We start from the raw sequence: 15,109 nt of genomic DNA, 5'->3' as shown, positions 1-15,109 counted from the left end.
AATTTATTCCCTGCGTTGTACGATGCGTGAACCAGCTGGTACACTTTCCGTTACCCAAATGTTACCACCAATTGTTGCACCTTTACCAATGGTGATACGTCCTAAAATAGTTGCATTAGAATATACGATGACGTCATCTTCCAGAATGGGGTGGCGGGCAATACCCTTTATTGGATTTCCGTTTTCATCGAGTGGGAAACTCTTGGCTCCCAATGTAACTCCTTGGTAGAGCTTTACATTATTACCAATGATACACGTGGCACCGATTACTACACCAGTACCGTGGTCGATAGTAAAATGATGCCCGATCTGTGCTCCGGGATGAATATCAATTCCGGTTTCCGAGTGAGCCATTTCGGTAATGATGCGGGGAATAAGCGGAACATTCAGCATATACAGTTCGTGTGCAATGCGATAATTGGTAATTGCACGGATAATAGGATAACAACAGATGATTTCTCCAAAACAGGTAGCTGCTGGATCTCCGTAATATGCTGCTTCTACATCGGTAGCAAGAATACGTCGTATTTCAGGGAGTCTGCTGATAAAACGTGCTGCTATGGATGCAGCTGTATCTCGGTCAGGAATTTTCTTGATTACATTATCCGAAGGAGTATTCTCTAGTCCGAAACACAATCCAGCTTGTATTTGCTCTGTCAGCAAGCCAAAAAGTTCTTCTACATTTACTCCGATGTGGTAGTTGATAGTTCTTCGGTGGACGGTAGAGTTTCCGAAATAGCCAGGGAAAAGAATTTCTCGGGAGAGTTCTACAATTCGGCGCAGTGATTTCCCTGATGGAAGCGGATCGCCATCTTTATATTGATGAAACAAACCTTCGTACGAATGCTTGTCAGAAAGTTCGCTTACAGCTTGTGTCAGTGTATGTGTGTAATCGGATAGACTCATAGCTTTCTGTATTTGGTTGAAAAACAAAATTAGTCATTTTCATTAAGTCAATGAGGGAGAAGGTATGTTTTCGTCTTTATTTATGGATTATAATTGTATTTTTGCAAAAAAATACAGATAATATGGTAGTCAATAAGAAGAATCCATTTGCTTGGAAAGCAAAGCAGACGGGGAAAAAGAAATCCAGCGGTAAGCGAGTAGGAAAATCAAAACCCGAAAAAGCAAATAATCAGTTAAACAGGAGGGTCAAGTGATAATCTTGTTATAATGACGAACAAATAATGCCTCCACCCAATACGACGTCATCGCGATAAAAAGCAGCGGCTTGTCCGGCTGCGATGGAAGTCAATGGCTCGTGTAGTTTGATATGCAGTTGTCCGTCGGGGGTAGGGATAACGGTACAACGGTTGGCCTGCTTGCGATAACGGATTTTTACGATGATTTCATCAGTTGTTTCAAATAAGGCAGAAGGATTCGTTACATGCCAGTCGGTGAGATACATTTCTGTTTGTCCCAGTGAGCAGAGCTGGTCACTGAGAATAATACTGTTGGTCTGAGGGATAATCTGTTTTACAAACAATGCTTTATTCAGATAGATTCCTAACCCCCTGCGTTGTCCGATGGTATAGAAAGGGTAGCCTTCGTGCTTTCCTAAGCAATTACCGGATTCATCATAAAAATTACCGGGCATGATAAGCTCTTTTTTTACATGCTCTTTTAAAAAACTGCGGTAGTCCATAGGGCAAAAGCATACTCCCAGACTGTCGCGCTTGTGAGCAGCTTTCAGGAAACCACGTTCGGCTGCAATTTCGCGTACCTTATTTTTGGTCAGTTTTCCCATGGGCAATAGCATACGTTGCAGTATGTCTTGAGGCAATCCCCACAAGAAAAATGACTGGTCTTTATCTACATCTGTTCCGGTTGTGATATGCCAATATCCGTCAATATTCCGTTTTTGTACATAATGTCCAGTAGCAAAATGATAGATGCCTTTTTCATCGGCTAGTTTCTTCAGTAACGGCCATTTCAGATAATTGTTGCAAAGGGTACAGGGAACAGGAGTACGTCCTGTCATATATTCATTGATGAAATAGGAAATGATTCGTTCGCGGAACTCATTGCGTGCGTCATAGGTTATATGAGAAATATGCAGACGTTCACATAATTCGCGTGCATCATCCAGGTATTCGGTATTGTTGTCTTTTTCATAGAAACGAAAAGTCACACCGGTTACTTCGTAGCCGGCATCTTGCAGGAGCAGGGCAGCTACTGAGCTATCTGTTCCTCCGCTCATACCTAACAGGACTTTGTTGTTTTCTTGCATATATTTTACGTATGGGCATAAAAAAAGGAGTACCGCTGTACTCCAACCTTTGTTAACCTTAAATCTAATACTATGAAAAACACAATGCAAAGGTACGGACTTTCAGGATATCTGCAAATATTTGGACCGAAAAACTATGTTTTATAACATGATTTAAGAAATTGCTCACCTCTTCTATGTTTGTTAACTAAATTTCTTGCCTTAGTTTTTGACGAATATATATAGCTTTCCGTATTTGGTAAGGCATATAGGAAGCCTGTTTGTGAAAAAAAATATCCTCTGTTTCCTTATTATTTCTTTTTTCCGTACTTTTGTGACTTAACTAAAAGAGATTATTTATGGAAAATAAGCTGACTATTTATAATACGCTTACCCGTCGTAAGGAACTTTTTGTTCCGTTGCATGCTCCTCATGTGGGTATGTATGTGTGCGGGCCTACTGTTTACGGTGATGCTCATTTGGGACACGCTCGTCCGGCTATTACATTCGATATTCTTTTCCGTTACCTGACACATCTGGGTTACAAGGTACGTTATGTCCGTAATATTACTGATGTTGGACATTTGGAACATGATGCAGACGATGGTGAAGATAAGATTGCAAAGAAGGCACGTCTGGAACAGTTAGAGCCGATGGAAGTTGTTCAGTATTATCTGAACCGCTATCATAAGGCTATGGAAGCTTTAAATGTACTTCCTCCAAGCATTGAACCACATGCTTCAGGACATATCATCGAACAGATTCAGTTGGTAGAGGGGATTCTGAAGAATGGATACGCTTACGAAAGCCAGGGGTCTGTTTATTTTGATGTGGCAAAATATAACAAAGACCATCACTATGGAAAGCTTTCCGGACGTAATCTGGACGATGTTATCAATACTACCCGTGAACTTGACGGACAGCAGGAAAAACATAATCCTGCCGATTTCGCCCTCTGGAAATGTGCCCAGCCGGAACATATCATGCGCTGGCCGTCACCGTGGAGTAATGGCTTCCCGGGATGGCACTGTGAATGTACTGCTATGGGACGCAAGTATTTAGGAGAAAACTTCGATATTCACGGAGGAGGCATGGATTTGATTTTCCCGCATCATGAGTGTGAGATTGCTCAAAGTGTAGCTTCTCAAGGACATGATATGGTACGTTACTGGATGCATAATAATATGATTACCATTAACGGTCAGAAGATGGGTAAGTCGCTTGGTAACTTTATTACGCTTGATGAATTCTTCACTGGTTCGAACAAGCTTCTTACTCAGGCTTATTCAGCAATGACAATCCGTTTCTTTATTCTTCAGGCACATTATCGTAGTACAGTTGATTTCAGTAATGAGGCTCTTCAGGCCGCAGAAAAAGGACTCGAACGTATGATGGAGGGTGTGAAGAACTTGGAACGTATTACTCCTTCGAAGACTACTTCGGGCATTGAACCGGCTGGATTGCGTGAGAAATGTTACGAAGCGATGAACGATGACTTGAATACACCGATTGTTATTTCTCATCTGTTCGACGCTATCCGTATGATTAATACTGTAATCGATAAGAAAGCAACTATCAGTGCCGACGACCTTGAAGAGTTGAAGAGTGTATTCCATACCTTTGTGTTCGATATTTTGGGATTGAAAGCTGAGGCTGAAAACAATGCGGCGCGTGAAGAAGCTTTTGGCAAGGTGGTAGACATGCTTCTCGAACAGCGTATGCAGGCAAAAGCTAATAAAGATTGGGCTACCAGCGACAAGATTCGTGATACACTGGCTGCATTAGGCTTTGAAGTAAAAGATACAAAAGACGGATTTACCTGGAAATTGAACAAGTAAACCTGTATTTTTGAGTAATAGAATAAACGCGGATTTGTGCAACTTTTATCTGCATGAATCCGCGTTGGTGTTTTTATTATTGATTCATGTCAATAGTTAGTGGTTGCTGAAGACGGATATCTGCCGAAGATGCTCCTACCATAATCGTATAGGTACCCGAAGGATGCAGGAACTTACCTTGAGTTTCATCCCAATAGCGCAGTAGGTCTTTACGCAATTTAATTGTTATTTCCTGTTCCTCTCCTTTTTTTAAAGTTATGCGTCGGAATCCTTTTAGCTCTTTTATAGGCATTATTTCATTGCGAGAGGGAAGCTGTACGTAAATCTGTGCTACTTCATCACCTGCATATTTACCTGTATTTTTCAGTTGAAAAGAAACTAAAATTTCATTCAGGCCGTCACTTATTTGTAAATTTGAATATTTAAATGTTGTGTAACTTAAACCATATCCGAAAGGATAAAGCACATCTCCCTTAAAATATTGATATGTACGTCCTTTGGTAATATCATAATCATTAAAATCAGGTAAATCTTTTAAACTTTTATAGTAAGTCAATGGCAAGCGTCCTCCTGGATTATAATCCCCAAAAAGTACTTCTGCCACAGCCTTACCTCCACTTTCACCAGGATACCAAGCGTTAACAATAGCTGGTATATGTTCATCCATCCAATTGACTGCCAATGAACTACCAGCAATAAGTACTACAATGACATTAGGATTTACCTTATATATTTCTTGCAGGAACTCCTGTTGATCTTCCGGAAGCAAGATGTCACTTCTGTCTTGTCCTTCACGCTCTATCGATTTATTGATTCCCAATACCGCAATCACTGTCTCACACTCACGTACAGCTTTCCCGGCTTCGCCATACAGATCTAATCGGCTTGTTTTACCTACTTTAGGAACACTCCACTGTAACTTTGCCACGGCATAATCACGATTGTCATAATATTCGGCCTTCAAATGATAATCCTTTCCTGCTTGCAAATATACGGAAACTGTATCTGTACGTACTGAATGTCCTTGCCATGCATCTATCTGCACTTTATCATCAATGCTCAGACGGCAACCATCGTCCGAAGTGAAGCTGAGTACATATTGTCCGGTAACTGTAGGACGTAGCTTACCTGTCCAGCGAACTGATCAAGGTGATTTGAAAAGAAACGGATCCGGTGCTTGGTTTCCAGGTTCGAAGTTAATCCACTCTTCTTTCCTTACTTTGGGGATACCTTTCAATTGGATATTATCAAAATACTCAGCTTTCAGCCCATCTGGGAAACTAATTCCTTGGATAAGCTCCATGCCATCTACAGCGGACCTCCATGGGGCATATACAACTTTAATATCTTTGCCTACCCGTTCTTTTATGCCTTGCAAAATAGAAATAGGGGCTATCACTGGCGAACCACTGTAATCACCAAACTCACAGTTTCCAGCATTGATTCCAACTACGGCAATTGACTTTAATTTTTTTGTATCAAGTGGCAGTACCCAATTATGATTTTTAAGTAATACTATACATTGACGGGCTGCTTCAAGTGCCACTCTTTGATGCAATTTTGAACCGATTATAGACGGAGATATCTTAGTATAAGGATTGTTTTTACCATTGTCAAAAAGGCCTAACCGCATTCGTGCTTTTAAAACATGATAGGCGGTCGAGTCAATATCGGCATCACTTACCATATATTGTTTGTAAGCATTTAACAACGGTTCATAATAAACATCATCACCACATTCCAAATCAAGACCTGCTTTGATAGACAACGTAGCTGCCGCTTCTTTCGTTTTCACGTATTTATGTGCGTTAACCAACAAGGAGGGACCTCCGCAATCGGATACCACATATCCCTGAAATCCCCAATCATGTCGCAAAACTTTGGTTAACAGCCACGAATTCAACGTACAAGGAACATTGTTTATGGCATTATAAGCAGACATGATGGAAGCAGCTTTTCCGTCCTTTATGCAAGCCTCAAAGGCCGGTAGGTAATATTCCCTTAATTGCTTCTCTGAAATTTGCGGATTGCATTCAAAACGATTGTGCTCCTCATTATTGGCTGCAAAGTGTTTAGGTGTGGACACGACTTTTAGATAACGGGCGTCATCTCCCTGTAATCCGCGAACAAAAGCAGTTCCCATCGTACCACTCAAGTAAGGATCTTCACCATATGTTTCTGGGGTACGCCCCCAACGGGGATCACGAGCCATATTGACTGTTGGAGACCAGAAAGTTAGTAAATCACTAAATTGGCCTTTCTGTAATTTACCTTGGTCCAGTTCATTCCAGCGTGCACGTGCTTCATCTGAAATAACAGTAGCTACTTGATATTGTAATTCTGGATTCCAAGTAGCAGCTAAACCAATAGCTTGAGGAAACACAGTGAAACGCCCAGGACGGACTACTCCGTGCAAAGCTTCATTTCCGTGATAATATTTGGGTATATCTAGCCTAGAAATACCTGGAGAGGTGGCGCGCAATAGGCTTACCTTTTCTTCCACTGTAAGTCGGGATAATAAATCCATGATTCGTTCGTGAAGAGGTGCATCTTCGTTTTTATACAATTCCTGAGCCTGCATCGGAATTACGTAGGCTATTATCAGCAACAGTCCGGCAAAATTAATTTTCTTAATTCTGTTCATGGCACTTTGGGAATATTAATTATTAATGCGAATCAGCAGTTGAAAACATCTTCTGATTCTTGATTTAAAAGTTTGTAATTCAGTCAATTATCTCATTGTTTTATTTTACAATCTCCTTGAAAATCAGTAAATTAGAAGAATAAAACCACTCATTTTTCTAATTATGATTCCCAAGGAGAAAAAGTTAATACTAATAGGTTTGTATATGTATATCTGTGATGTCCATAAGTCTTCTCTGCGTTTCCACTGCCAGAGATTCAGTAACAATTCCAATCCTGAGTTTACGGATGAGGAGGTTCTTACCATCTATCTGTTCTGCGGGTACTGCCAGAGATACTTCAACATCAAGGAGATACATACCTTCGCTAAGGAGTATCTGTCATCATGGTTTCCAAAATTGCCGTCTTATCAAACGTTTTGCGGACGCCTAAATATGCTTTCAGAAACATTTAAGGTGCTGGTGGAAACCATGATACAATCATTCAAGCCCAAGGATTGCGACTCCATTATATCCATTGTCGATTCTATGCCGATAGTGACCTGTAAAGGGAAAAACCGAGAGGGGAAAGTAGCTACGGAGATAACATCAAAAGGGTATTGCTCCACTAAGAACATGTACTACTATGGCATGAAACTGCATATGGTAGGACAGCGTAGGGAGGGAACCTTTCCTTTTCCGGAAATGATAACTCTGACACCGGCTTCGGACAACGACCTGACCGTATTCAAAAGCGAATGCGTGCCATACCTATCCGGAAGGACGGTGCTTGCGGACAAGACTTACAGCGATTTCTCTTTCTTTAATGAGAGTAATCCGGTTAAAGTGCTTACTTCGCATAAAGAGATTAAAGGGGAACCGGAAGTTCTCAAACAGAGGGAGAAAGCTGCAAGAGACCTTTTCTCGCAAGCCGTTTCTAAAGTCAGACAACCTATCGAATCCTTTTTCAACTGGCTGAATGAAAAAACAGAAATTCAAAGAGCATCTAAAGTAAGAGCTACCAAAGGGCTGTTGGTACATACCTTTGGAAAGTTGGCTATTGCTCTACTTACATTTGTTAATTTTTAATGTTTGAATCAGAAAGCCAACTGCTGATTGGCATTATTATATAATTTATCAGTTGAAGGAGGAACTGCATCAGGGGTATTACCCCATGTTTTATTCGGCTTATTTCCCATTACTAAAATTAGTTTGCCACCGTTCTTTATATCATCATGACTGAACCAAGGCTTGTTCCATTTTTGACCATTCAGATTAGCAGATTGGATATACTTATTCTCTTCCGATACTCCTTGCGCCTCAATTTCAAATATCTTTCCATTACTAAGCTTTACTTTTGTCTTGGAAAACAGAGGGCTTCCTATATTATAAGCGGGAAACCCTGGAGTTACAGGATAGAATCCCAATGAAGAAAAAACAACAAATGCTGACATGCCTCCTCCATCTTCATCTCCTGGTATTCCCATCAAGTCATTACGGAACCAAGTTTTTAATAATGTGCGAATAAGTTTTTGAGTTTTCCAAGGCTGTCCGGCGTAATTATATAAATATGGAATATGTAAACTAGGTTCATTAGCCATTGAAAACTGCCCTACATTTCCTGTATGATCTGGTAATTGTGCATAAAACTCAAATTTGCTTTTTCCTAATGGTTCAAGGAACATCTGATCTAGGTTGGAAATAAATTTTTCTTTTCCTCCCATTAAAGAAATTAAATCTTCAATATTATGAGGTACATCCCAGCGATATATCCATCCATTGTTCTCTCCATAGTAATTGCGTGCTCCTTGCCCTCCAGAATAACGATAATCAAATGGGGTTATCCATTTCCCCTTTTGATCTTTGGGATGGAAAAAGCCTGTCTGGCTATTATATACGTTACGGTAATTGTAAGCACATTTTGAGTAATAGTCAGCTTCTTTATTTTTACCTAAAATACGAGCAATTTGAGATAAACACCATTGGTCGTAAGCTGTTCCTAACGTAACTGCTATGGCTTGACGTTTTTCGAATGGATGTACATTTTTATCTATTTCTTGTTCTCCTTCTTGTAAAGCTGGTATGTATCCATTAATTTTATAAAATTCATCAATCCAACCGGCTTTAGCATCAGACCATGGAGCTAAAGTTTTTTCTTCTATGCCTTTACGACATGCTTCATAAGCTTTTTCTAGATTAAAATTCAGACCTTTAGTTGCAGCATCTGCAATTGTTGCAACAGCATGGTTGGAATTCATACGGCGGGAATCACCTGTGATTTCAGGGAAGGTGGGCATCCACATATTTCCCATTTGTTCAGCCATACGTAAATATGAATCAATTATATTAGTTTCAGTTTTTTCGTCAATTAACAATCGTAGTGGATGTGCAGCCCTGTAAGTATCCCAGATCCAATCGTCCGTATAGAATGGTTTACCTTTATCTTCATGAATTTTACCATCAAATGCACTAAAATAACGTCCATCTTCACTGATGCAAACAGGACGTTCGAATACACGATAAAATGAGGTATATAGGACTCTTTTGTTTTCTTCATTGTTATCTTCAACTTGAATTGTTCTCAATGCTTTGTTCCAGATCTCCCGTCCTTTTTTTAATATTGTATTCAGATCTGCTTCTGTTAGTTCACGCTCCATATTTTTACGGGCCTGTTCTACACTTATAAAAGAAATACCATAATATAAATTAACGGTCTTAGTTCCTTTAGGGAAGTGGAGTACGGCACATGCATCATTTCCCTTGGCCTCTTTTATAAAGGAATTTATCTGCTTATTCTCTAAAATTCCTTCTTGTAGAGGAGTGATGTCAGGTTTCATATATAGGTATATGCGCGTGTTATTTTCTAGTTGTTGGTATCCACTTACTGTACCATTATCAATTTTTATTCCTCCATTTCGGGAGTTAATCATTATGTATGCAGGACGGTCTGCCTGTTGATATTCAATTTGGTAAATGGCAGATTGATGTGAAGGGGCATATTTTATATTTATTTGCTCTTCATCAAGTAAAACCTCATAATAATATGGTTTTATAATTTCATGATCATAGCTATAGTTGATGACAGGAGATAGATTGTTGTCTTGATGAGGGCTTAAGTTAAAAGCCGAGCAACCACGATGGCTTGTTACAGCTAGGGGTAATCCATGTAATTGCTGGTCTGTATAGTCACTTCTTTCCGGATATATTCGCAGCATACTATTAGGAAGGTGAATTGTTGGAAATGTTGGAACTAATAGGTGACTTATGTTACCCATATATGGATTTACATAATCAACTGGTTCTAGCTGTTTATTAATATCAGGATTCGATTTACAAGAGAGAAGCATGAAAGTTATGCTTATAATAATAGAGTAATATAATTTCATAGTTTTTTACAATACTTCGGTAAATTTTTACCGAAAAATTAAAAGTTAAACAATAGAACCGGCAAAAGCTGGTTCGGAAACACTAAAGAGGTCATTGAAATGTTGTCAAAAACGAATGGTTAAGCATGAAGAAATGTGCTGAAAAAGGAGAGCTAACATGCTGATAATAAAGGATGAAAGTATTGCATGATTCGTTATTTCTTAGTAAATTAGAAGTCTCTGAACTCTTCTGATTATGACTAAAGAAACACTCCTTATGCAATACCAATCCGAGTGCCTGTCGGCTCTCAAATCAGTAGCGAATATACACAAACCTTTTGAAAAAGCATTCATGGACACCATGAAATTATTCATGGCCATCCCGGATCGTATAAATTTCCTTCAATTGGGCAGATATGGCTGTTTCTCAGAACAGACTTATCGTAACCTTTTTGAGCATGAAACTTTCGACTGGTTTGCGTTCAACGGATCTATCATCAGCAAGCATCTCACAGGCAAAAGAAAAGCCATTGCCATCGACCCTTCCATATTCCCAAATCAGGCAAGAAGACACCTTGGATAGGTTACTTCTGGTCCGGTTGTGCAGGAGAGTACAAGCGAGGATTGGAAATCATGGGCATCGGTATCATTGACATCGACAACCATGAATGCATGACTTTAGGTTCCATTCAGACACCGGATTGTAAGACCTTGGATAATATGGACAAGAACCTTGTTGACTGGTACAGCTGCTATCTTATCAGCAGAAAAGACAAGCTGCAAAGCATATCCAAAACGGTGGTTGCAGACGCATTCTTTTCCAAGGAAACTTTCGTAACGCCTATGTGTGAGAACAGTTTCCATGTTATCAGCCGCTTTAGGAATGATGTTGTCCTGTACTATCCGACATTGGAAAAGAAAACAGGAAAACGTGGTCATCCCAAGTGGTTTGACGGCAGGATTGACTTTGCCAATCTGGATTTGACCCGGTGCAAGGAATACGAGGTGAACAAAGGAAAGCTATACGGATTGAGGGTTTATGCTAAAGCTTTCAAAAGGTATGTTTCCTTAGCCGTCTGGTATCCGATGGACGGAAGAACAGACAAGTGGCAACTTTATTTCTCTACAGACGATTCCATGGATGGACGCGAGGTGCTGGATTATTACAGAACCAGGTTCCAGTTGGAATTTCTTTAGAGATGGCAAGCAGCATGCAGGAATCACCAGCTGCCAGTCTACCGACTTCAGGAAATTGGATTTTCACTTCAATGCATCGCTTGCTGCTGTCAACTTGGCCAAAGCGGCATGTAAGAGGCTCGGAATAACCTATTCCATATCCTCCTGCAAGTCTTTCATACACAATGCTTATATGCTTGAACGATTTATTTGCGTGTTTGGGATTAGCCCAGACCCGCAAGTTATTGACAAACTTTTCAAAGAACTCATTTTATTTACTGCCAGAGCCGCTTAGGCTTGGCGAATTTTTAACGAACTATTGATCATAATATTAGTGGAATTAGTTTTATTCATTATTAGAATCTGATTAAACAAAGAAAATTCAGAAATAATTAAGTTGAATTTGTCATAGTGATTGAATATTAAAGGTTTAACAATTATATTGATTTTTAGCACAAATATAGGTTTATCCTATTAATTCACTCTTAATTTTGTCTTAATAGCAATTGTAATAGTAATAAAAATGTGAAATTTTAAAAGTTTAACAAAAGGTATGTATCCTCTAATAAAAAACCGAGGTCGTTTCAACTTCGAAACGACCTCGGTTTTTTATTAAAGAGAGAGATTGTCAAATTAACGAACAAATTCTTCATAAGAAAATTCGGGAGGTGTATTTAATATTCGGTAACCATTCTATTTTCCGCCACGACAATTTTATCGGCTGTTTTTCAGCCGATAAAATAAAAATGTCCGCAAGAAAATAGTTTAGTTTTAACATTCCGATTTATAAAAACATGGCAGAAGGACTTTCTTGTCGCAGTCCTTACCATGAAGAATACATTCAAACAAGTGCTTCAGGTAATCCTGAGGGGCTATATCATTAAGCTTGCAGCTTTCTATCAGAGAAAAGATGAATGCCGAGTTTCCTGCTGCATCCTCACTGCCTATGTTCATACAGTTCTGAGCAGCAGCTTTACAGGTTTCATCCTTTGCTCACAGAGGTTGTTCGATATTTCCGCAGAACCGTCCTTGAGGATATTTTTCAGGGATTTCCACTGGTTTATCGTATAGTTCACAGCCTTTCTCATCAGTTCGTTTGCCATGAGTTTGGTATCCTGCATCATCATGACCACCTTATGATGGATACGTTCAAGAATAGGTCTCGTAAGCTTAAGTCTTTTTTCCTTAATCTGCTCACCGCTGAGTTTCATTGTGCGGAACAAGTCTTCATTTCTGAACATATCACCGATAGGGTCTATTATATCCATCGCAGTTCTGTCTGATGGCAAGGCATCGACCCACAGCCTCCTGCAGTGTGTCCAGCATCCTATATGAAGCACCTTTGAGTCTTCTCCGTCGAACATCCTGTAAACCGTATATCCGTCTGTAGATACAGATCCCATAAAATGTTCAAGGAAGGTCTTTGCTACATCAGAGGCTCTGCTGCCGTTATTGTAATGATAGTAAACCAACTTGACATGCTTTGCAAAAAAAGCCCATAAATACTTTCTCCTGTAAGCCTTGCCTTCCGGTGTTTCAACTCCGACAAGCTCGGTCGTCTCGTCAACCATAAGGTATTTTGCCTGTTGTACAAACTCCTTGAAGACATCTTCCATAAACTCCCTAAGTCTGGAGATTCCGTTATGGATATAGCCGTTCAGCGTGGTGTTGCTTATGTGGATGCCTTCTCTTGCAAGCAGTCTTATCTGTCTGTTCTCAGGCATACTGAAGTCATATTTCAGACAAAGCAGACGGGCAAGCAAATCAGGGGAAAAGATTCCTCCAAGGTTTTTCAAGGGATGCTCCATCGTGTTAGTGAAAGTGCCGTCTGCAAGCTTTACCCTTGCCACCTTGTACACATGCTCCACGTTATGAGCACGCACATGTTCTATAAACCTGTATTCCCACACATCAGCCATTCCGTTACGCTTCATAAGCCTTGCACCATCCGGGAGTTGGTAATAGTCTTCTATTTCATGAACAATTACCTTATCCACCTTCAGCCTGGTCTTTGCTGCACGGGGAGCAGTTTCCTTTTTCCTTGAAGGCCTGCAGTTCTGTGCAGGTACGTTACCGGAAGAGGTATTGCTGCCGGTACCGTTACCATCGGTCTTATTATCATCATCACCTTTCTTGCCAGAACCGTCGTACTCGGACTTCTCCATTGCAGACTTGTCGATGTTACGGTTGTTCAGCAGCCTTCTTTGCTCTGAGGTACGGCCGAAACGGTGTTTCCTGCTGCCCTCAAGCTGAAGCCTGAGATTGGATATCTCATTTGCCAGCATCATGTTCACCTCGTCTTTTGCCTCAAGCTGCTTTCTCATAAGTTCCATCTCTTTCCTGTAATGTTCAACCGTACTCGATTGCTTTTCGAGGGATTCTTTGAGGTCATTGATTGTATCAACCAGAGCCTTGGAGTTCTCTTTGTTTGATTCTTCAATAGCCTTAAGCCTCGCAATCAGTTCGTTTACTTGTTTGCGAAGCCCCGCCTTTTCCTCATTCGCCAGACCCAGTTGGCAGCAAAGTAACTCGTATGCCCTTTCATCAATCATGATATAAAGGTACGAAAAATCAGGCAGTTACGCAAACTTTTTATCGTTTATTCTTATATTATTTTTATTGATAATCAATGTATTAATATTAATCTTTCGGACTGACGTACATCTTGTCAACTACTATACTTTCCGTAAGATAGGCCATGTCCGACCATTGTATCCGGTAGCATTTGGAGACTTCATCAAACACAGGTTTCTTGAATCTCCCCATGACAGGACGTTTCTCGTAAAGCACATAAAATCCGCGTTCATAATGAAGTATTTTCACAACTTTTCGGTTCCTGGACATGAACATATATACATTGGATGCATCGCTCGGGTCAAGTGACATCTCTTCCCTTATACTCTCACACAGGCGGAAGATTCCTTTCCGCAAATCCACATTACCGTTGAACAGGTAATAGTTCAGGTTAGCGCTAAGTCCAAGCATATCATCCTATCATTTTATTAAGCAACAGACTCAAATCAAGAACTGTGGTATTTCTTAGGAACAATGTGGCACCTGATGTCAATTGCAGTTTTACCTGCATATTCCGGCGGATACCCGTTCAGCATTTCCGGTGATATCCGTTCAGTCCCCAGTTAGTATTCAGTGTTGTTGGCAAAGTTAATACTTCTTTCTTAGGCTCTCTCCTTTAAGGTCAAATTTTATTGCCTTATGCACGATTCTGTCCAGACAGGCTTCCGCAATGAGCTCGCTTTGGAACACATCATACCAGTCTGCAACGGGAAGCTGGCTGGCCAGGATGAGTGCCTTCCGGTTGTACCGGTCATCTATGATCTGTTCAAAGTCATGCTGTATCTGGCCGTCCAGCTTGACCATCCCAAAGTCATCGATAATCAGCAGGTCATGTGCGTTCAGCTTCCGGAAGAAGTTTGTTTCCCGTCCTTCCAGATGTGCAAGCTTCAGGTTCTCGATGAGCATGTTCATCGTGAAGTACAGTACCTTCCGGCCGTTCCTGCATGCCCTGTCACCCAGGGCACAGGCAAAGTAGGACTTCCCGGTTCCTGCCGGTCCGGTAATGATGACCGTCATTCCGCCCGTGATGTAATTTCCGGTTGCAAGGTCGGCTGCAGAGCAGGTCTGTATGCCCCTTGCCGTGTCCGTTTCAAGTTCTTCCATCGAGGCTCTCAGACGGAAGCCGGCATTCTTTATAAGACGCTGGATGCGGTTGTTCCCTCTCGTGTCACGTTCGTACTGAGCATGATCTGCATGCCTTCACGCAGGTAAGCTTGTCCAACTGATGTGTTTCTTCCAGAGAGCTCAGCAGCTGCATTCCCGAGCTCAGCTCGTGCAGGTCTTCTGTTCGTGCTCATAATCATTTATTGGTGGTGGTTTATGTCA

8 protein-coding genes and 3 pseudogenes are annotated in these 15,109 nt (G+C 40.7%); 4 read left to right on the top strand and 7 right to left on the bottom strand.

Going from position 1 to position 15,109, the window contains the following annotated elements; genetic code table 11:
- Nucleotides 1-3: 3 nt before the first annotated feature.
- On the bottom strand, nucleotides 4-906 hold the full coding sequence (locus BACCOP_RS06465) for a serine O-acetyltransferase (RefSeq protein WP_007567427.1): 903 nt from the start codon (nucleotides 904-906) through the stop codon (nucleotides 4-6).
- Nucleotides 907-1,028: 122 nt separating this feature from the next.
- Between BACCOP_RS06465 and BACCOP_RS21290 the strand changes: the two genes are divergently transcribed.
- Nucleotides 1,029-1,160: a hypothetical protein gene (locus BACCOP_RS21290; RefSeq protein ID WP_260401375.1), complete on the top strand. Its 132-nt coding sequence runs from the start codon at nucleotides 1,029-1,031 to the stop codon at nucleotides 1,158-1,160.
- An 8-nt stretch (nucleotides 1,161-1,168) separates the two neighbouring features.
- Here BACCOP_RS21290 and mnmA read toward each other — a convergent pair whose 3' ends face one another.
- Entirely contained in the window at nucleotides 1,169-2,299 is a 1,131-nt protein-coding gene (gene mnmA, locus BACCOP_RS06455; protein ID WP_260401376.1) for a tRNA 2-thiouridine(34) synthase MnmA, read from the bottom strand.
- A 269-nt stretch (nucleotides 2,300-2,568) separates the two neighbouring features.
- Between mnmA and cysS the strand changes: the two genes are divergently transcribed.
- Nucleotides 2,569-4,047: a cysteine--tRNA ligase gene (gene cysS / locus BACCOP_RS06450; RefSeq protein WP_007567421.1), complete on the top strand. Its 1,479-nt coding sequence runs from the start codon at nucleotides 2,569-2,571 to the stop codon at nucleotides 4,045-4,047.
- Nucleotides 4,048-4,123: 76 nt separating this feature from the next.
- On the opposite strand, the pseudogene BACCOP_RS06445 reads toward cysS, so the two are convergent.
- Nucleotides 4,124-6,691, bottom strand: a pseudogene (locus BACCOP_RS06445) (glycoside hydrolase family 3 C-terminal domain-containing protein).
- A 205-nt stretch (nucleotides 6,692-6,896) separates the two neighbouring features.
- Between BACCOP_RS06445 and BACCOP_RS06440 the strand changes: the two are divergent.
- Nucleotides 6,897-7,757 (top strand): transposase, encoded by an 861-nt coding sequence (locus BACCOP_RS06440; protein ID WP_040311868.1) that lies wholly within the window; start codon nucleotides 6,897-6,899, stop codon nucleotides 7,755-7,757.
- Nucleotides 7,758-7,765: 8 nt separating this feature from the next.
- On the opposite strand, the gene BACCOP_RS06435 is transcribed toward BACCOP_RS06440, so the two are convergent.
- Nucleotides 7,766-10,054, bottom strand: coding sequence for a GH92 family glycosyl hydrolase (locus tag BACCOP_RS06435; RefSeq protein ID WP_007567411.1), 2,289 nt, complete (start codon nucleotides 10,052-10,054; stop codon nucleotides 7,766-7,768).
- A gap of 235 nt (nucleotides 10,055-10,289) precedes the next feature.
- Here BACCOP_RS06435 and BACCOP_RS21385 point away from each other — a divergent pair.
- A pseudogene (locus BACCOP_RS21385) lies at nucleotides 10,290-11,504 on the top strand (transposase).
- 476 nt (nucleotides 11,505-11,980) lie between these two features.
- On the opposite strand, the pseudogene tnpC reads toward BACCOP_RS21385, so the two are convergent.
- From tnpC to BACCOP_RS06415, 3 genes and pseudogenes are all read right to left on the bottom strand, one after another.
- Nucleotides 11,981-13,761, bottom strand: a pseudogene (gene tnpC / locus BACCOP_RS06425) (IS66 family transposase).
- An 88-nt stretch (nucleotides 13,762-13,849) separates the two neighbouring features.
- Nucleotides 13,850-14,194: an IS66 family insertion sequence element accessory protein TnpB gene (tnpB, locus tag BACCOP_RS06420; RefSeq protein WP_007567398.1), complete on the bottom strand. Its 345-nt coding sequence runs from the start codon at nucleotides 14,192-14,194 to the stop codon at nucleotides 13,850-13,852.
- Between the two features lie 177 nt (nucleotides 14,195-14,371).
- Nucleotides 14,372-14,920 (bottom strand): ATP-binding protein, encoded by a 549-nt coding sequence (locus BACCOP_RS06415; protein WP_235776948.1) that lies wholly within the window; start codon nucleotides 14,918-14,920, stop codon nucleotides 14,372-14,374.
- Between the last annotated feature and the right edge of the window lie 189 nt (nucleotides 14,921-15,109).

This window comes from Phocaeicola coprocola DSM 17136, from assembly GCF_000154845.1.
Lineage (GTDB): Bacteria > Bacteroidota > Bacteroidia > Bacteroidales > Bacteroidaceae > Phocaeicola > Phocaeicola coprocola.
The sequence above is the reverse complement of the archived record's forward strand: the minus strand, read 5'-3'. Positions and strand labels throughout refer to the sequence as shown.

Excerpts from the sequence above, each read along its gene's own strand:
- BACCOP_RS21290 (WP_260401375.1), top strand. The coding sequence starts at position 1,029 with ATGGTAGTCAATAAGAAGAATCCATTTGCTTGGAAAGCAAAGCAGACG.
- BACCOP_RS06435 (WP_007567411.1), bottom strand. The coding sequence starts at position 10,054 with ATGAAATTATATTACTCTATTATTATAAGCATAACTTTCATGCTTCTC.
- BACCOP_RS06440 (WP_040311868.1), top strand. The coding sequence starts at position 6,897 with ATGTATATCTGTGATGTCCATAAGTCTTCTCTGCGTTTCCACTGCCAG.
- tnpB (WP_007567398.1), bottom strand. The coding sequence starts at position 14,194 with ATGCTTGGACTTAGCGCTAACCTGAACTATTACCTGTTCAACGGTAAT.
- BACCOP_RS06465 (WP_007567427.1), bottom strand. The coding sequence starts at position 906 with ATGAGTCTATCCGATTACACACATACACTGACACAAGCTGTAAGCGAA.
- cysS (WP_007567421.1), top strand. The coding sequence starts at position 2,569 with ATGGAAAATAAGCTGACTATTTATAATACGCTTACCCGTCGTAAGGAA.